General features: G+C 35.8%; 15 protein-coding genes. 5 read left to right on the forward strand and 10 right to left on the reverse strand.

Going from position 1 to position 17,970, the window contains the following annotated elements:
• Positions 1-241: 241 nt before the first annotated feature.
• The 5 genes from secA to BMX64_RS04840 all read right to left on the reverse strand — a co-directional run bounded on the left by secA (position 242) and on the right by BMX64_RS04840 (position 6,350).
• Entirely contained in the window at positions 242-3,583 is a 3,342-nt protein-coding gene (secA, locus tag BMX64_RS04820; RefSeq protein ID WP_091166711.1) for a preprotein translocase subunit SecA, read from the reverse strand.
• Between the two features lie 84 nt (positions 3,584-3,667).
• On the reverse strand, positions 3,668-3,889 hold the full coding sequence (locus BMX64_RS04825; RefSeq protein WP_007138072.1) for a DUF2795 domain-containing protein: 222 nt from the start codon (positions 3,887-3,889) through the stop codon (positions 3,668-3,670).
• A gap of 162 nt (positions 3,890-4,051) precedes the next feature.
• Positions 4,052-4,621 carry a cob(I)yrinic acid a,c-diamide adenosyltransferase gene (locus BMX64_RS04830; protein WP_091166713.1) on the reverse strand — a complete coding sequence of 190 codons (570 nt, stop codon included), beginning with the start codon at positions 4,619-4,621 and terminating at the stop codon, positions 4,052-4,054.
• A 30-nt stretch (positions 4,622-4,651) separates the two neighbouring features.
• A complete protein-coding gene (locus tag BMX64_RS04835; protein WP_091168984.1) occupies positions 4,652-5,509 on the reverse strand; it encodes an ATP-grasp domain-containing protein in 858 nt (285 codons plus the stop codon).
• 154 nt (positions 5,510-5,663) lie between these two features.
• Positions 5,664-6,350, reverse strand: coding sequence for an ABC transporter ATP-binding protein (locus BMX64_RS04840; protein ID WP_091166715.1), 687 nt, complete (start codon positions 6,348-6,350; stop codon positions 5,664-5,666).
• A gap of 369 nt (positions 6,351-6,719) precedes the next feature.
• Between BMX64_RS04840 and BMX64_RS04845 the strand changes: the two genes are divergently transcribed.
• Positions 6,720-7,394 carry a hypothetical protein gene (locus BMX64_RS04845; RefSeq protein WP_091166717.1) on the forward strand — a complete coding sequence of 225 codons (675 nt, stop codon included), beginning with the start codon at positions 6,720-6,722 and terminating at the stop codon, positions 7,392-7,394.
• A 147-nt stretch (positions 7,395-7,541) separates the two neighbouring features.
• Here BMX64_RS04845 and BMX64_RS04850 read toward each other — a convergent pair whose 3' ends face one another.
• On the reverse strand, positions 7,542-8,171 hold the full coding sequence (locus BMX64_RS04850; protein ID WP_091166720.1) for a carbonic anhydrase: 630 nt from the start codon (positions 8,169-8,171) through the stop codon (positions 7,542-7,544).
• A gap of 33 nt (positions 8,172-8,204) precedes the next feature.
• The gene (locus BMX64_RS04855) at positions 8,205-8,984 is read right to left on the reverse strand and encodes an O-methyltransferase (protein ID WP_091166722.1); all 780 of its coding nucleotides are present in this window, start codon (positions 8,982-8,984) and stop codon (positions 8,205-8,207) included.
• A gap of 171 nt (positions 8,985-9,155) precedes the next feature.
• On the opposite strand from BMX64_RS04855, the gene BMX64_RS04860 reads away from it, so the two are divergent.
• Complete coding sequence (locus BMX64_RS04860) at positions 9,156-10,703, forward strand: SDR family NAD(P)-dependent oxidoreductase (RefSeq protein ID WP_091166724.1); 1,548 nt, start codon at positions 9,156-9,158, stop codon at positions 10,701-10,703.
• Positions 10,704-10,845: 142 nt separating this feature from the next.
• Here BMX64_RS04860 and BMX64_RS04865 read toward each other — a convergent pair whose 3' ends face one another.
• The 3 genes from BMX64_RS04865 to BMX64_RS04875 form a co-directional block, all read right to left on the reverse strand.
• Entirely contained in the window at positions 10,846-11,298 is a 453-nt protein-coding gene (locus BMX64_RS04865; RefSeq protein ID WP_091166726.1) for a Gmad2 immunoglobulin-like domain-containing protein, read from the reverse strand.
• 157 nt (positions 11,299-11,455) lie between these two features.
• The gene (locus tag BMX64_RS04870; RefSeq protein ID WP_091166728.1) at positions 11,456-12,241 is read right to left on the reverse strand and encodes a hypothetical protein; all 786 of its coding nucleotides are present in this window, start codon (positions 12,239-12,241) and stop codon (positions 11,456-11,458) included.
• A 295-nt stretch (positions 12,242-12,536) separates the two neighbouring features.
• Positions 12,537-14,399, reverse strand: coding sequence for an ABC-F family ATP-binding cassette domain-containing protein (locus BMX64_RS04875; protein ID WP_091166731.1), 1,863 nt, complete (start codon positions 14,397-14,399; stop codon positions 12,537-12,539).
• Between the two features lie 317 nt (positions 14,400-14,716).
• Between BMX64_RS04875 and BMX64_RS04880 the strand changes: the two genes are divergently transcribed.
• The 3 genes from BMX64_RS04880 to BMX64_RS04895 all read left to right on the forward strand — a co-directional run bounded on the left by BMX64_RS04880 (position 14,717) and on the right by BMX64_RS04895 (position 17,875).
• The gene (locus BMX64_RS04880; RefSeq protein ID WP_091166732.1) at positions 14,717-14,956 is read left to right on the forward strand and encodes a hypothetical protein; all 240 of its coding nucleotides are present in this window, start codon (positions 14,717-14,719) and stop codon (positions 14,954-14,956) included.
• 354 nt (positions 14,957-15,310) lie between these two features.
• The gene (locus BMX64_RS04890; protein ID WP_091166736.1) at positions 15,311-16,492 is read left to right on the forward strand and encodes a glycosyltransferase family 2 protein; all 1,182 of its coding nucleotides are present in this window, start codon (positions 15,311-15,313) and stop codon (positions 16,490-16,492) included.
• A gap of 84 nt (positions 16,493-16,576) precedes the next feature.
• The gene (locus BMX64_RS04895; protein WP_091166738.1) at positions 16,577-17,875 is read left to right on the forward strand and encodes a dihydrolipoamide acetyltransferase family protein; all 1,299 of its coding nucleotides are present in this window, start codon (positions 16,577-16,579) and stop codon (positions 17,873-17,875) included.
• The last annotated feature ends 95 nt before the right edge of the window (positions 17,876-17,970 follow it).

The raw sequence follows: 17,970 nt of genomic DNA on the forward strand, positions 1-17,970 counted from the left end.
TGGCAGAGCGACTAAAATAAGCTCCTGCCAGCGGCTAGAAAAAGGGTTTGAAACCAAATAGCTTGTAGCGTAAGGCGGGAATGGCTTCTGAAATAAATTCAGAATAAATCCTGAAAAAGAATTGAGGATAAATCCTGAGAATGAGATCCTGAAATAAATTCAGGATAAAAATTCAGCATAAAAAAATTCCCCAACTACTTTCGTAATTGAGGAATTTAATTTTAAGGAATCGAAACGGTTATTAGTTCACGATAACCCATTGTCCAGAAGCGATTAAGCTTTCGGCTTTTTTGTATTTCATTTCTTGTATTTGTCCGTTGGCCACGTTTTGAATCGTTACGTTATCATTACGATTAATTTTTGGCATATCTCTCACGATAGTTTCGGTAACTTGACGTTGTTGCGTTTGGCCAGCTTCACGGTTTGCAGCTTCGCTACTTACGATTTCATCTTTTGAAGTCGTGTAATCTTCTACCGGAGCAACTTCTTTCGCTTCTTGAATTTGTTGGTTTTCCTGAGCTGGTAAATCACCTTTGAACAAGAATGAAATCACTTCTTTATTTACATTGTCAATCATTGCTCTAAACAAATTGAACGCTTCCAGTTTGTAAATAAGTAATGGATCTTTTTGTTCGTGAACGGCAAGTTGAACGGATTGTTTCAACTCATCCATTTTGCGTAAGTGTTTCTTCCAAGCTTCATCTACAATAGATAAAGTGATGTTTTTTTCGAAATCAGCCACCAGTTGAGCTCCCTCAGTTTCGTAGGCTTTTTTCAAATCAGTAACCACATTCAACGATTTGATTCCATCTGTAAAAGGAACTACAATACGTTCAAATTGGTTGTTTTTATCTTCGTAAACACTTTTTATGATTGGGAATGCTTCTCTGGCACTTCTTTCGGTTTTCTCCGTATAATATTCCAGCGTAGCTTTGTATATTTTACCGGTTAATTCCATTTCACTCAATTTACTGAATTCACTTTCAGTAACTGGTGAAGTAATAGAGAAATAACGAATTAATTCGAATTCAAAGTTTTTGAAATTATTTGATGCTTTGTTTTGATCAACGATCAATTCACAAGTATCGTAAAGCATGTTTGCAATATCCAATTTCAATCGCTCTCCAAACAATGCATGACGACGACGTTTGTACACTACTTCACGTTGTGCGTTCATAACGTCATCATATTCCAATAAACGTTTACGAACACCAAAGTTGTTTTCTTCTACTTTTTTCTGAGCACGTTCGATAGATTTAGTCATCATGGAATGCTGAATCACTTCACCTTCCTGCAATCCCATTCTGTCCATCACTTTAGCCACTCTTTCGGAACCAAACAAACGCATTAGGTTGTCTTCAAGAGAAACATAAAACTGAGAACTTCCCGGATCACCTTGACGTCCTGCACGACCACGTAACTGACGATCCACACGACGGGAGTCATGACGTTCTGTTCCTACAATTGCTAATCCACCAGCGGCTTTTACTTCGGCAGATAATTTAATATCGGTACCACGACCAGCCATGTTGGTTGCAATAGTTACCACTCCAGGTTTTCCAGCTTCTTCAACAATTTGTGCTTCTTGTTTGTGCATTTTTGCATTCAAGACATTGTGTGCAACGCCTCTCATTTTCAACATTCGGCTTAATAATTCTGAAATCTCTACAGAAGTGGTACCAATAAGAACTGGTCTTCCTGCTTTAGATAATTCAGTTACGTCTTCGATAACGGCATTGAATTTTTCACGAGTCGTTTTATAAATAAAATCCTCTTTGTCTTTTCTGGCCATTCCTCTGTTGGTAGGAATTTCTACAACGTCCAGTTTATATATTTGCCATAGCTCACCTGCTTCAGTAGAGGCTGTTCCAGTCATTCCTCCCAGTTTGTTGTACATTCTGAAATAATTCTGTAACGTAACTGTTGCAAATGTTTGTGTAGCGGCTTCGATTTTTACATTTTCTTTGGCTTCAATCGCTTGGTGCAATCCGTCAGAATAACGACGACCGTCCATGATACGACCGGTTTGCTCATCAACAATCATGATTTTGTTATCCATGATTACATACTCTACATCTTTTTCGAATAAAGTGTAGGCTTTCAAAAGTTGTGTCAAGGTATGAATACGCTCACTTTTTATACCAAAATCTTGAAACAATTGTTCTTTTTCTTCTGCTTCAGCGTCTTTGTCTAATTTTTTCTTTTCGATAGCGGCAATTTCAGTTCCAATGTCCGGAAGTACAAAAAAGTCAGAGTCGGTATCTCCAGAAAGGTATTTAATTCCGTTGTCAGACAATTCTACCTGATTATTTTTTTCTTCAATAACAAAATACAATGCCTCATCAATCTTGTGCATTTCTCTTTTGTTATCCTGCATGTATTGATTTTCTGTTTTCTGAAGTAATTGTTTGATTCCTTCTTCACTCAAAAATTTAATTAATGCTTTGTTTTTTGGTAATGCTCTGTAAGCTCTTAATAATTGGAATCCACCTTCTTTGGTATTTCCTTCTTTGATTAATTTTTTTGCCTCTGACAAGAAACCGTTCGCCAATTGACGTTGTAAACTAACTAAGTTTTCAATTTTTGGTTTCATTTCCATGAATTCATGACGATCTCCTTGCGGAACCGGACCTGAAATAATCAATGGTGTTCTGGCATCATCAATCAAAACAGAATCGACCTCATCGACAATGGCGTAATTGTGTTTTCTTTGCACTAAATCTTCTGGCGAATGTGCCATGTTATCTCTTAAGTAGTCAAAACCAAATTCATTATTGGTTCCGTAAGTGATATCAGCGTCGTATGCTTTTTTTCTTCCTTCTGAACTTGGTTGGTAATTGTCAATACATTCAACAGTCATACCATGAAATTCGAATAATGGCGCTTTCCAAGTACTATCTCTTTTTGCCAAATAATCATTCACAGTTACTAAATGTACCCCTTTTCCAGTCAACGCATTTAAGTAAAGTGGTAAAGTAGCCACTAATGTTTTTCCTTCACCGGTTTGCATTTCAGCTACTTTTCCTTCATGCAAAACCATTCCGCCAATTAATTGTACGTCATAGTGAATCATGTCCCAAGTAATTTCTTTCCCTGCAGCACTCCATGAATTTGCCCAAATCGCAGTATCACCATCCAAAGTGATATAACTTTTAGTTGCTGAAAGTTCACGGTCTTTTGCCGTTGCCGTTACCACTATTTGAGAGTTGTCTTTGAAACGTCTTGCTGTTTCTTTTACCACTGCAAAAGCTTCCGGAAGAATTTCCATCAATGTTTTTTCAGAGATATCGTAAGCTTCTTTTTCAAGGGCGTCAATAGCGACATAAATATCTTCTCTTTTGTCAATATCTACAATGCTTTCCACCTCTTGTTTCAGAGCTGCGATTTTCGCGTCTTTTTCTGAACGAGCTTGTTTTATTTTGTCTTTAAAAAAGATCGTTCGACCTCTGAGTTCATCATGGGATAATGCCTTTAGTGGTTCCTCAAAAGTTTTTATTTTATTAAGATAAGGTTGTAAAGCTTTGACATCTTTTTGTGACTTATCGCCAACAAAGACTTTAATGATACTGTTTATGAAACTCATGATATGTTTTTATTTCTAATTGTGTACTTCTGTAAATTTAAACCAAAAAAAAGCCTCTTTTGAGACTTTTTTTTGGTTTACCTTTTAATATTCATCCTCATTCCAAAGATAATCTTCGTCAGTAGGATAATCTGGCCAAATTTCTTCCATTGATTCATATATCTCGCCTTCATCCTCTATAGATTGAAGGTTTTCTACTACTTCTAATGGAGCTCCTGCTCTAATAGCGTAGTCAATAAGTTCGTCTTTGTTAGCAGGCCACGGTGCATCGCTTAAATAAGATGCTAATTCTAATGTCCAATACATGTGTTGTCGATTTAGTTTTGTGCAAAAATAAATTTTTTACTGAAAAAGACAAGTAAAAAATCATTTATTTTTAGTTAAAGTTAAGAACGTTTTATTTAGTGATCAGTATTCGGTATTTAGTGTTCAGCTTTTAACTGTAAACTTACAACTGTAAACTGCCAACTACTTCCTTGGAATCCATTGAACTTCGGCAGCGTTCAAGTCATGAGACAACTTTCGTGCCAACACAAAAAGGTAGTCAGAAAGTCGGTTTAAGTACTTGATTGCGATTTCAGCAACGGGTTCATTGTGGCTTAAATGGACCGCTAAACGCTCTGCTCTGCGACAAACACAACGCGCAATATGACAATATGACACAGTTGTATGTCCGCCAGGAAGTACAAAATGAGTCATTGGCGGTAATGCTTCTTCCATAGCGTCAATTTCATTTTCCAATAATTCTATATCCGATTCTATAATTCCTAACTTTTTCAAACGAAGTTCTCCGTTTTTCATTACTTCTTTTTCAGGTGGCGTTGCCAAAATAGCACCAACAGTAAACAAACGATCTTGAATTTCGATAAGAATTTCTTTGTAATGACTGTTCATTTCCTGATCGCGAATGAGACCAATATGAGAATTCAATTCGTCAACAGTTCCGTAACTTTCAATTCGGGCATGGTCTTTTGGGACTCTGGTTCCGCCAAAAAGTGCCGTTGTTCCTTTGTCTCCAGTCTTTGTATATACTTTCATCTACCGTTTATTTTATTTAAAAAAACAAATTTAGCGTATTAATTCCACTATTTCCGCAACAAATCGTTCCATTGCGTTTTCACTCAGATTGAAATATAAATCGGGTTCAATGCATTCAATTTCCATTAAATAAAGTTCGTCGTCAATAAGAATTCCATCTACACGAGCATATAATAGGTTTTCCTTAAAAGTGTCGACAATTTTTTGGGCTTTCTGAATCATTTCTGAACTTGGATGAACCAAAGTGTATTTTCCTCCAAAAAGTGATTGTACTCTAAAATCACCATCAACGGGTTTTTTGTTGACCGCGTGGGAGAATTTTTTATTGAAAAAGATAAAAGAGGTTTCTCCTAATGTTTGAATCTCAGGCATGAATTCCTGTAAAAGCAACTCTTTTTCAGCAGCGATGCTTTTATATTTCTCACTTATTGCTTGGATTTCGGATTTTTCAAAAACTTCGGTAAGATAGGATCCTGCCGAAAATGCTGGTTTTATAACCGCTTTTTTCCAATGCGAAGGAATCAGTTCTGCAAGATTAAGATGGTCTGTTTTGTCAATAAAAACGGTTGGCAAAATGATAATTCCTTGCTGTTCCATTTCACGCAAGTAAAACTTATGGATGTTTTGCTTGATTATTGTAATAGGATTGAGTGTTTTGATTCCCAGTTTCTCTATTTGGTCAAGCCAAATTTTAAACTCGGTTTCTTTTTCAAAATAATCCCAAGTATTGCGAAAAATCAAGTAATCAAAATCAGTCCAATTAATGCTTTTGTCATTCCAAATTGCGGCGGTGGCTTCTATATTATGTTTGGCTAATGCCGGAATTATTTTTTGATCTTCGGGATTTAAATCGGGAAGTTTTTCGCAGGTAAGGATGGCGATTTTCATTTTTTGGTAGGTGTTATTTGGGATTTTAAACGCAATCATGATTGGGATTTCCTAGCCCGGATACAAGCGGTATCCTCTTTCTTGTTATTCAGACGAAGGAAGAATAACAAGAAAGAGATACAAGCGGATAGCCGTAAATAGCTCCTAAAAAAAACTATTTAGTCGTATCGCTTTCTATAAGTCCGTCACGCAAGCGGATGATTCTGTGTGCATAAGCAGCGATTTCCTCCTCGTGTGTTACCAAAATCACGGTGTTTCCATTGGCGTGGATGTCTCCAAAAAGTTTCATGATTTCAAGCGATGTTTTGCTGTCCAGATTTCCGGTAGGCTCATCGGCAAGAATGATGGACGGTTTGTTGACCAAAGCACGGGCAATGGCCACACGCTGGCGTTGTCCTCCCGAAAGTTGATTGGGCTGATGGTCCATTCTGTCGGCAAGATTTACTTGTTCTAGAACTTCAGTGGCGCGTTTGTTTCTGTCGGATTTAGAAAAACCGGCATAAATCATAGGCAAAGCCACGTTGTCTAAGGCAGTTGTTCTGGGTAAAAGGTTGAAAGTCTGGAAAACGAATCCGATTTCTTTGTTTCGAATTTCAGCTAATTCATCATCTTTCATCTGGCTGACGTCTTTTCCGTTCAGAATGTAACTTCCGGAAGTTGGCGTGTCTAAGCAGCCTAGTAAATTCATTAAAGTTGATTTTCCAGATCCTGAAGGTCCCATTAATGCTACATATTCGCCTTTATTTATTTCTAAATCAATGCCTTTGAGAACATAAACGATTTCATTTCCAAGTACAAAATCTCGTTTGATATTGGTTATTTTGATTAGCGGGTTTGCCATTAGAATATATGATTTTTGACCTTCGACTGTTCGTAGGGTCCTATTAAATTAGATTTTAAAAGTACAAAAGACTTTTGAATTATTAATAAGTAGTTATTTTTTAAATTTGTTACAACTTAAAGGGCTTCAAATTTTAAACGTCAAATTTTAATTTTTGGCTTGTTTTCATAAAACATTCATTTTAAGGTTTTTTTTATACACTAAATCCAAGTTTTAAATTTTACATAATTTCAATATCAATTTATATAATTCACACTTTTACGTTTTTTATTTCACAATTATTTAAATTAGTTATATAATTTTTGGTTGTTTATTGATTATATTGTAATTTTATTTACATTTGTTTAGATAATTAATAAAATCAAAATTATGAAAAATACAAAACTAGCATTAGGAATAGCATTAATCGCTATTGGATTTACATCTTGTAAGGATGAAAAAGCTGAACAAGCAGAAAAAACGGTAGATACATATGTAACGTATGTTGATTCATTAGGAAATGTTGCTTCAGAGGATGCTAAAGCAAACTGGCAAGGAATTGAAGCTACGTATCAATTAAGAAGCGGAGATGCTCAAGCAGCTTTAGCCAATATGAAAGACAATGCAGAAGCGCAAGAACGTCTTGATGCTGCAACTGCTAAATATGAAGCTTTGAAAGCTAAATATGAAGCTGAAATGCAAGAGAATGCTCAAGCTGCTGTAGCTGCAAACCCAAAACAACAACTTAGAAATGCTTTGTTTGGTGAAGGAAAAATAGGGGATGACATGAGTTTTACTTGGGTAAACAAAGACAATATCCTTGGAGTGTATCAACAATTTGTTAGTACAGTTGAAACGAATAAAGATGCCTATTCTCGTGAAGATTGGGATGAAATTAAATTGATGTATGAAGCACTTGACAGCAGAAAAAACACTGTTGAAAAAGAAGGACTTTCAGGTGACGATAACGGAAAAATTGCTAGTTTAAAATTGAAATTTGCACCGATGTATACATTGAACAGAATGGGAGCAAAATCAGGAGAAATGAAAAGAGCTAAAGAATAAGGAATAATTAATTCAATGTTAGAAATGACAGTCAGCAATGGCTGTCATTTTTTTTGCATGCTATTCACCTGATTATTGATTACGAAAACTGAATTAGATTCTGTTCCCCTACGTTGCAGCTAAAACTCCATTTAAAAGAGCAGTTAATTATGTTGCTATTTTATAAATTTCTTTGATATCCTTCAATATTTCATCAAAGTTTATTTTTAGGTCAATTAGTGTACCGGTATGAATGTCAAAAATCCATCCATAAACTTTCAAATCGCGTTCGCTGTTTGCTTTTTGTACCTCGGCAGTTTTGATGATATTGATGCATTGTTCCTGTACATTCAATTCCACAAGTCTTTTATATCTTTCTCCCTCATTTGCTATAGCGTCCAGTTCTTTCCTGTGAATTCGGTACACATCGCGAATGTTTCTTAGCCAGGGATTCAAAATACCCAAATCAGATTGTTGCATAGCCGCATGTACACCGCCACAGCCATAATGTCCGCAAACGATAATATGATTTACTTTTAGATGTACTACGGCATAATTGATAACGGACATGGAATTCAGGTCGGTATTGGGAACCATATTGGCAATGTTTCGATGTACAAAAACCTGTCCTGGTTGCAAGCCCATGAGTTCTTCGGCAGAAACACGGCTGTCAGAGCAACCAATATAAAGAAATTCAGGGGATTGTCCTTCGGATAGTTTTTTAAAGTAATTCTCGTCAGATTGAAGTTGTTTGGCAATCCAGTGCTGATTATTCTCGAAAATTTGTTTGACGTCCATGAGGTGTTATTTTGGAGTTTAAATGTACATAATCTAAATTCGAATCACAAAATGTTCTTTTGGTTGTTCTCTTCTGAAAAATACCAATCCCCATTGAAACGTATCAATAGTTACCGTCACTTTTGGATGTTTTTTGATGATTTTCCAAGCTTCTCCCATTTCTGCTGACCAATGGATATCATCGAATATCCAAACCGTTTCGTTCGTAATTGTAGGAAGTAATAATTCGAAATAGTCTAAAGTCGCTTTCTTGGAGTGGTTTCCGTCGAAGTAAATGAGTTTAAAGTCGAAAGTCGAAAGTCGAAGGTCATCTAAATAACTACTGAATTCGGTTACAACTGGATTTACATTATCAAAATGGAACAATTGTAATTGACTTTTTGCAATTGCCATTGTATTAGGGCAACCTTCAAGCGTTGTAATTATTGCTTTTAAATTCCCTAAAGAAAGCGCCGAAGTCGCCAATCCTAACGAAGTTCCAATTTCTAAAATACTTTGGGGCTGAAAATAGTTGGTGATTCTAAATAATAATTCGGCTCGTTTTGGAGAAATTCCAGCCGTTTTAGCAATCTTGGCAATAATTCTTTTATTCGATTTGAAAACTTTAGAACCCGCACCAAAATCAGTTACTTCAATTGTATTATTGTTTGCTAAAAGCGAATTTCTGTACTTTTTTAAAACAGCATATTCCGGTTTTGATTTTTTATCATAGAAACATTTCGTCAGCAAACTAAACACAAATGGGGAATGTACGGCATGCTCATTCTTAGAGTGCCAAAGGAATTGTAAATACGATTTTATTTGGAATAACATAAAGATAGTTGCAAAGTAGGCGCGAAGATACAAAAAAGTCATAAGGAGTTAGAAGTGAATAGTGAGAAGTATAGTGCTTGAATAATTCCTATTCACCACTCACTATTCACTTTAAAGCCTATCTTTGCGCCCTTGGAATTTGCAGAAGAATAATATCCATTTTTTACGATAATGATTGAACAGATAGAACATAAAACTGCGATAAGCTCGGAAGAAATTGACCGATGCATCGCTATTTTGGCACAATTAAATACCGATACCGACCAAATATTTGATATCCCAAAAGAACAACGAACGGCTTTAATCAAAGCCGCAGGAATGTTTTCCAGACCAGACCGTGACGAACTTTCCCGTAGAAAAAAAGACGGAAAAGTGGCTGCCAAACGCAAAATGGAAAAACGGGACCGAACCGCCCGAAAGGAAACTGGAATTCGGCATGCCCGTGAAGCGAGTATTTTTATGGCGCCCAAATTATTGGCTTCGCATGATCTCCTTCACAAAGAGCAGTTGGAACTGGAAACTCCACGAAACTGTTATGTGTGTAAAACAGAGTTTACTAAAATGCACCATTTTTACGATACGATGTGTACCGATTGTGGGGATTTTAATTATGCCAAACGTTTTCAAACCGCCGATGTAAAGGGACAAGTTGCTGTTATTACTGGTTCTCGCTTAAAAATTGGCTACCACATTACGTTGATGCTATTGCGTGGTGGAGCAACCGTTATTGCTACGACTCGTTTTCCGGTGGATTCGGCTTTGCGTTTTTCTAAGGAAGACGATTTTATGGATTGGGGACATCGCTTGAAAATTCACGGATTGGATTTACGACATATTCCAAGTGTAGAGATTTTTTGCAATTTCATAGAGCAAAAGTACGAACGTTTGGATATTTTAATTAATAATGCGGCGCAAACCGTGAGACGTCCTGCGGGATTTTACACGCATTTGATGGAAAACGAAGAACGCTCCATCGGTTCTTTGCCAAAACAAGCACAAGAATTATTGCTGGATCATACCAATTGTTTGGATGAATTAAAAGTATTAACAGCAGGCGCTTCCTCTAATCAGAATATGCCGGTGACTTGGCACGGACCAGAACCTGGAATTGGGTTGCGGGCTTCCGCCAAATTATCGCAGATTCCGTATTCGTTTGATAATGCATTGGTGGCAAACGAAGTTTTTCCGGAAGGAGAACTTGATGCCGATTTACAGCAAGTGGATTTGAGAAAAACTAACAGCTGGCGTTTGCGTTTGGGACAAATAGAAACCACCGAAATGATTGAAGTGCAACTCGTAAATTCGGTAGCACCTTTTGTGTTGTGTAACCGTCTTTCGGAAGTGATGAAGAAAGACAACACCGGAAAAAAACACATCATCAATGTTTCGGCAATGGAAGGGAAGTTTCATCGCTTTTTCAAGGAAGACCGCCATCCGCATACCAATATGGCCAAAGCCGCCTTGAATATGCTGACGCATACGTCTTCAGGAACTTTGGCAAAGGACGGAATTTTTATGAATGCAGTCGACACCGGTTGGGTAACCGACGAAGATCCCGCAGAATTAGCCAAAAGAAAACAGGAAGAAGAAGATTTTCAGCCGCCATTAGATATTGTGGATGGTGCAGCACGAGTGATGGATCCATTGTTTGACGGAATCAATACAGGAAAGCATTGGTGTGGAAAGTTCTTGAAAGATTACAATCCGATTCCTTGGTAGAAACTTCAGATTTACAGAATAAAAAACCACAACAGAATTAGATTTTGTTGTGGTTTTTTTATCACTACTATTGCGCGCAAAGTCAGAGACATTTACATAGCTTAATCAAGAACTATTGCAAGCTTTTAAGAGCGGGCTAAACTTAAAAAAGAACAATTGGCAGTTCATGTTGGCGACTACCATCTTTAGCGCTTGATTCAAACAAAACGAGGGTCAATTTAGAATTTTCTCGTTTTTTCTCAACAGTAATTGTAAAGCCAAAGTTACCCCACTCGGGAGCTCCCGCATCAGTCGTCTGAAACCCCGTCTTTAATTCGTCGTGTCCGTCTTCAATAATCCAGTTGAAATTTGCCTCAAATATTTGCCCTTTTCCGCGTACTCGAAATTTATTTTTATCCATCCGTTCCACAGTTACTTCTTTGAAACGTTCATTAGAATATTGCTTAGGAACCAAATTTTCTGGCTTTTCAGCCTTTACTACTTTAGTCGTTTCAGGAATTTCCATTATGGTATCCTTAGCAACTGTGGTGCGTTGAGTTTCTTTCTTATTGCATGCGAATAATAGTATTGCCGATAACAAAATTGTCCATCTCATAATTATATTTTTTAGTCAAGTTTTAAAATAGTTTGGTATGTTGTGGCTATTGTTTATTGTCAGGCAAAAGTTTTTTGCTCATTATATGGGCGCAAAGTCAGAGACTATTACGCAGCTAAACCTAGAATTATTATATACTTCGAAGAGCGGGAGTTTTTTATGGTTCTATAATTTCATGAACTTTAATTATTTTATAAAGTTTAGTCTCTGAGTTTACTTCCACGATTTCGACATCTACAATAAAAATCATCTTGAAGGGATTATCGTCACAGCTTAACATTTCTTGTTTTTCATCTTCATTTTCCCATATTAGATTTAAACTATTTTCATTTAGTTCTTTTATAACTCCTTTATTCCCTTTTTTAGAATCTAAATTTCTTTTAATTTGTTCTAGATATAATGCTTGTTTATATTCTATTTTTTTTCCTTTTTGAGATAATTCTTTTTTTTCTTCTTTAATTTTATCTCTAATTGCTCGGGACTCAGTTTCATTTGCTGATAAAGGATTTAGAACAACGTTGTTATTTTTTCCTTTAATTTGTATGAAAACGTTATTATTTGTGTGTGTGCCGGGTTCAATTATTTTTAAAAAATTATTTAAGTCTTTTAAGTCTAGCTTTTCTTCGTTAAGTTCTTTTTTGCCACTTAGAAGATAGTCGTAAGTAGATTTTATGTATTTACCGAATTCAAAGACCGTATTTATATCACCAATAAACGGCAAAATAAATGATGAATATTCGACTAAAGTTGTTACAATACTACCTTTCTCTATTTTTTGTACACATAATTCTGCTTCAGGCCTTTCAGAACCATATTTGTCATTAAGAAATTTTTCATATTGATTTGAAATAGCATTTAACGCATTAGTGAACTCTGAAACTACTATTGCTTTATCATAGTCGATAGTATATTCAAATTTGAATTCGTTTTCTATGTTTTTCATATGTTAGTTCAGGTTTTTCTGTTGAAATACCGTCAAATTGTATACTGCTCTAATACAACAAACTCAATCTACCCAAAATTGTGTGGCAAAATTTGACAAGCGGTTAACTTTATTTTTCTCAAAAATATGTAAAATTAACTACAAACTATCAATGGAATTCTATATATTTTATAATTTTTCTTACTTTATTACGGAAAACAACAAACCCCAACATTTCAACGTTACCGCTAAAACTATTGGGGTTGTAAAAAATATTATTATCTACTTCTATTCCCCTTCGGGGGTTAGGAGGCTTTTATCCTTCTATTTTCGCACTCAGCTCAAACCATCTTTCCTCTTTTTCTTCAATTTTATTGATGATGTTTCTCAATTCATTCGCTTTCTTTTCAATGTCAGCTTCGGCAATTTTACCGTCCGAAAATAATTGTTCGATAGCTACTTTCTGAATCTCTAAATCCTTGATTTCTTTCTCGGTTTTTTGAAATTCTTTTTGCTCGTTGAACGTCAGGTTTCCAGTTGGGTTGTTTTGTTTCCAGTCTTTCTTTTCGGCTTTGTTTTCCTCTTTTTGAGCTACATCAGTACTGTCTTCGTAGGCTCTAAAGTCAGAATAGTTTCCAGGAAAATCTTCGACCACACCATCACCTCTAAAAATGAATAAGTGATCCACAATTTTATCCATGAAATACCTGTCGTGAGAAACCACTAAAAGACAACCCGGATAATCCAAAAGGAAGCTTTCCAAAACATTCAGCGTCACGATATCCAAATCATTCGTAGGCTCATCCAGAATCAAGAAGTTCGGATTCTGAATCAAAACCGTACACAAGTACAAACGTTTCAACTCTCCACCGCTCAATCTATCGACAAAATCATATTGTTTTTTAGCGTCAAACAAGAAACGCTCTAACAATTGCGAAGCCGAAATCAATTTCCCTTTCATCAACGGAATGAATTCTCCGTATTCCTTAATCACATCAATCACACGCTGACCCGGTTTTGGGTTGATTCCGCTTTGCGTGTAGTAACCCACTTTTATCGTTTCGCCAATCACCACTTTTCCGCCATCAAGAGGAATAGTTCCGGTCAATAAATTCAAAAAAGTCGATTTTCCGGTTCCATTTTTTCCAATGATTCCAATGCGTTCACCACGTTGAAAATCAAAACTGAAATTATCCATGATGACATGATCCTTGAACTTTTTGGAGATTTTGTGAAGCTCGATAATCTTGCTTCCCATACGTTCCATATTAATTTCAAGCTCTACTTTATTCTCACGACGGCGACTTTGTGCTTTTTCCTTGATTTCATAAAAATCATCCTGACGCGATTTAGACTTAGTCGTTCTCGCTTTTGGTTGACGGCGCATCCATTCCAGTTCTTTCACAAAAAGATTCTGCGCTTTATCTACACTCGAATTTTCGGATGCGATGCGTTCCTCTTTTTTCTCTAAATAATACGAATAATTTCCTTTGTATTGGTATAATTTTCCGTTGTCCAGTTCGATGATTTCATTACAAACACGCTCCAAGAAGAAACGGTCGTGTGTCACCATAAACAACGTAATATTTTCTTTGGCAAAATAGCTTTCCAGCCATTCAATCATCTCTAAATCTAAGTGATTCGTAGGTTCATCCAAAATCAATAAGTCAGGACGATTAATCAAAATGATAGCAAGTGACAATCTTTTTTTCTGTCCACCCGAAAGATTTTTTACTTTCAGTTTGAAATTTTCTAACTTCAGCTTGAACAAAATTTGCTTGTACTGTGTTTCAAAATCCCACGCATTGTGCTGATCCATTCCGTCAAAAGCTTTTTGGTAGGCTTCTTCATCTTCCGGATTTTCTAATGCTTTTTCATACGCTTCAATCACTTTCAAAGTCTCATTATCCGACGCGAAAATGCTTTCTTCAATCGTCAATTCTTCCTGCAAATTATTGTTTTGCGAAAGAAACGCCATTTTGATGCCTTTTCTCAATACAACTTGACCAGTATCGGATTCTTCAAGACCATTAATGATACTCATAATAGTCGTTTTTCCAGAACCGTTTTTGGCTATGAAGGCAATTTTTTGATCTTTATTAATTCCAAACGAGATGTCTTTAAACAACGTACGTTCACCAAAAGATTTCGAGATATTTTCTACAGAAAGGTAATTCACTTTGTAAGATATGAGTTATAAATTGAAAGCTATGCCTGCGTTGCGAAACATAACTTTTTTGCAAAAGTAATTCATTTACATCAAGTTTCAAGTTTTTGTGGTTTAAGTAATGTTAAAACTAAAAAAGGAAGCCTATTTTTTAGGAGCGAAAGATTTGGTTTTATTTGTGGCTATCGTTCCCGCTGTCATTCCAATCTTTTTGTTCTTAAAGAAAGAACAAAAAGGATTTTCCCTTCCATCGGGGCTAAGTAATAATATGTTTTTGTGTTTTTAATCCTCTAAAAAAAGTGTATATTTGATATTCAAAAAAAAGTGTAATGGATTCTAATTCAAAAAAATATAAAACAAATGAAAAACTCCCATCAGTGGAGGAGGAAACTGTTTTATATCAATCAAAAACGGATTTAGAAACCGAAAATCAGGATGACTTTTGGGATGAACTTCCTGAACAGGTAAAGCAACTGATTGAAATTGGATTAAAACAAAGTGAGCAAGGACTTGGTAAGTCACATTCACAAGTTATGGCTGAAATTAAAAAGAAATATAATCTCACTTAATGAAGTATTATATTCATTGGTTAACTTTAGCGGAATTGACCTTTTTAGATGAAATTGATTTTATTTTAAGAAAATGGAATACTAATGAAGTTGAGAAATTTGCACTATTTAGTTTACAGCTTTATTGATGCTTTGAGTCAAAATCCAACCATTGGAAGATATAGTCCAAAACGTAAAATTTATTCTTTAGTTATTTCAAAACAAACAACGTTATACTACACTATTTTAAAGGACAAAAAACAAATTGACTTGCTTCTTTTTTGGAACAACAAACAAAATCCAAGTCTTCTCAAAAAATTATTAAGATAATTTTCTAATTTTTTAATTGGCAAGTTTTCTAATTATATTTGCTCAATGCAACTATCCATCATCATCCTCAATTACAACGTTCGGTTTTTTCTGGAACAATGTGTTTTAAGCGTTCAAAGTGCTTTAGAAACCATTGACGGTGAAATCATTGTCATCGATAATAATTCTTCCGATGACAGCTGTGAAATGATGAAACAACGTTTTCCAAACGTCAAACTCATTCAAAACAAAGAGAATCTTGGTTTTCCAAAAGGCAATAACATTGGCGTAGCAAAAGCGCAAGGTGAATATATTTGCATTCTCAATCCAGATACGGTTGTCGCCGAAGATACCTTTATAAAAATTTTAAATTTTGTCACTTCGAGCGCAGTCGAGAAGAATAATTTAGGAATCGTGGGATGCAAACTCATCGATGGAACCGGGAATTTTCTGCCCGAAGGTAAACGAGGTATTCCTACACCTTGGGTTGCTTTTACCAAAATTACGGGTTTATACAAATTATTTTCTGGAACATTCGGGAAGTATTACGCGCAACATTTAAACGAAAACCAAACTGGAAAAGTAGATATTCTCGTAGGTGCTTTTATGTTCCTCAAAAGGGATTTATATCTTGAAGTGGGCGGATTTGATGAAGATTGTTTCATGTATTCTGACGATATTGATTTGTCGTATCGGATTTTGCAAAAAGGAAAGTCGAATTATTATTTCCATGAAACGACTGTAATCCATTATAAAGGAGAAAGCACCATTAAGGACGAAACGTATATGAAGCGGTTTCAGGAAGCGATGAATTTCTTTTACAAAAAGCATTTTGATCCAGACGGTTCGGGATCTTTATTATTTTCGCTTTTTATGAAAATAGGAATTGTCTTTTTTTCTTTGGTAAAAATGTTTCAAGGGAAGACAGGAATAAAAATCGCGCCAAAATCATATCTATTGTATTCGGATAACGAGAAATTAGCGGATAAACTCCGTTTAGTTTTGCAAAAAAAAGTCCTGTTTCACGATTTAAAAACAGAAAAAATGGTAATTTCGTATTCGCTAATAAGTGGAAGGGGAACTGAAATTATTCTGGATAATGAATTTATTTCTTTCAAAGAATGTATCGCAATTCTCGAATCTTCAAGGAATAAAGGGTTTACCTTTAAAATTATTCCTAAAACAGCTAATTTTTTAATAGGAAGTAACAATAGTAACGAGAGAGGTGAGATTATAGAAATAGAGTAAAAAATTACATTTAATGTAATTTATATTTGAAATATTTAGTAATTTCGCAAACTGAAAATTAATATCACCTTTTAGGTTAACAATATGGCAAGATTTGAATTAAAACTTCCTAAAATGGGAGAAAGCGTTGCAGAAGCAACCATTACAAACTGGTTAAAAGAAGTTGGAGACAGAATTGAAGCGGATGAAGCAGTTCTCGAAATTGCTACTGATAAAGTAGACAGTGAAGTGCCAAGTGAAGTTTCTGGAATTTTGGTCGAACAATTGTTTGGAAAAGATGATTTAGTTCAAGTGGGTCAAACTATCGCAATTATTGAAACCGAAGGCGGAGAATTGGAGTCAATTGTTAAAGAAGCGGTTGCTCCTGAGATAGTTGCTGAAGTGACAAAAATAGTGGATGCTGCCAAAGAAAGTGTTGCAGCTCCGGTAGATTTCTCTGATTCTGAAAAATTCTTATCGCCATTGGTGAAAAATATTGCCAAAGAAGAAGGGGTTTCTGTTGCAGAATTAGCAGCAATTTCTGGAACAGGAAAAGAGGGAAGAGTGACTAAAAATGATATTTTAGAGTACGTAAAAAATAGAACAAGCCAACCAGTAGTTTCGGCTCCTGTTGCAGTTCAAAAACCAGTATCAGCTCCAGTGGCTCAAAAAGCAGCTCCGGTATCTGTAAGTGGTGGTGATGAAATTATAGAAATGGACAGAATGCGCAAGTTAATTGCGGGTTACATGGTCGCTTCGGTACAAACTTCGGCTCACGTACAATCATTCATTGAAGTGGATGTGACGAATATTGTGAAATGGAGAGAGAAAAATAAAAATGCTTTCGAAAAGAGAGAAGGTGAGAAGTTGACGTACACGCCAATTTTTATGGAAGCAGTTGCGAAAGCGATAAAAGATTATCCGGGAATGAATATTTCTGTTGATGGCGATTATATTATCAAGAAGAAGAATATCAACCTTGGAATGGCGGCTTCGTTACCTAACGGAAACTTAATTGTTCCTGTTATTAAAAACGCGGATCAATTGAATTTAGTAGGAATGGCCAAAGCGGTAAACGATTTAGGAGGTCGCGCAAAAGCTGGAAAACTAAAACCGGACGACACACAAGGCGGAACCTACACGGTTACGAATGTGGGAACTTTTGGAAGTGTTTTTGGTACGCCGATTTTGAATCAGCCGCAAGTTGGGATTTTGGCTCTTGGAGCAATCCGTAAAATGCCGGCAGTAATTGAAACTCCTGAAGGAGATTTTATCGGGATTCGTCAGAAAATGTTCTTATCGCACAGCTATGATCATAGAGTGGTAGATGGAGCTTTAGGAGGTAGTTTCGTAAAAAGAGTCGCTGAATACTTAGAAGCTTTTGATGTAAACAGAGATGTTTAAAAGTTAATAATTAGAATAAAAACCCGATTGATTTTTAAAAATCAATCGGGTTTTCTTTTTTTGAGGTTTTATGGAACTTTAAATGTTGAAGTCTA

This window comes from Flavobacterium sinopsychrotolerans, from assembly GCF_900110375.1.
Lineage (GTDB): Bacteria > Bacteroidota > Bacteroidia > Flavobacteriales > Flavobacteriaceae > Flavobacterium > Flavobacterium sinopsychrotolerans.

Excerpts from the sequence above, each read along its gene's own strand:
- BMX64_RS04890 (WP_091166736.1), top strand. The coding sequence starts at position 15,311 with ATGCAACTATCCATCATCATCCTCAATTACAACGTTCGGTTTTTTCTG.
- BMX64_RS04825 (WP_007138072.1), bottom strand. The coding sequence starts at position 3,889 with ATGTATTGGACATTAGAATTAGCATCTTATTTAAGCGATGCACCGTGG.
- BMX64_RS04870 (WP_091166728.1), bottom strand. The coding sequence starts at position 12,241 with ATGAAAAACATAGAAAACGAATTCAAATTTGAATATACTATCGACTAT.
- secA (WP_091166711.1), bottom strand. The coding sequence starts at position 3,583 with ATGAGTTTCATAAACAGTATCATTAAAGTCTTTGTTGGCGATAAGTCA.
- BMX64_RS04850 (WP_091166720.1), bottom strand. The coding sequence starts at position 8,171 with ATGGACGTCAAACAAATTTTCGAGAATAATCAGCACTGGATTGCCAAA.
- BMX64_RS04880 (WP_091166732.1), top strand. The coding sequence starts at position 14,717 with ATGGATTCTAATTCAAAAAAATATAAAACAAATGAAAAACTCCCATCA.
- BMX64_RS04845 (WP_091166717.1), top strand. The coding sequence starts at position 6,720 with ATGAAAAATACAAAACTAGCATTAGGAATAGCATTAATCGCTATTGGA.
- BMX64_RS04860 (WP_091166724.1), top strand. The coding sequence starts at position 9,156 with ATGATTGAACAGATAGAACATAAAACTGCGATAAGCTCGGAAGAAATT.
- BMX64_RS04835 (WP_091168984.1), bottom strand. The coding sequence starts at position 5,509 with ATGAAAATCGCCATCCTTACCTGCGAAAAACTTCCCGATTTAAATCCC.
- BMX64_RS04895 (WP_091166738.1), top strand. The coding sequence starts at position 16,577 with ATGGCAAGATTTGAATTAAAACTTCCTAAAATGGGAGAAAGCGTTGCA.
- BMX64_RS04840 (WP_091166715.1), bottom strand. The coding sequence starts at position 6,350 with ATGGCAAACCCGCTAATCAAAATAACCAATATCAAACGAGATTTTGTA.
- BMX64_RS04865 (WP_091166726.1), bottom strand. The coding sequence starts at position 11,298 with ATGAGATGGACAATTTTGTTATCGGCAATACTATTATTCGCATGCAAT.
- BMX64_RS04830 (WP_091166713.1), bottom strand. The coding sequence starts at position 4,621 with ATGAAAGTATATACAAAGACTGGAGACAAAGGAACAACGGCACTTTTT.
- BMX64_RS04855 (WP_091166722.1), bottom strand. The coding sequence starts at position 8,984 with ATGTTATTCCAAATAAAATCGTATTTACAATTCCTTTGGCACTCTAAG.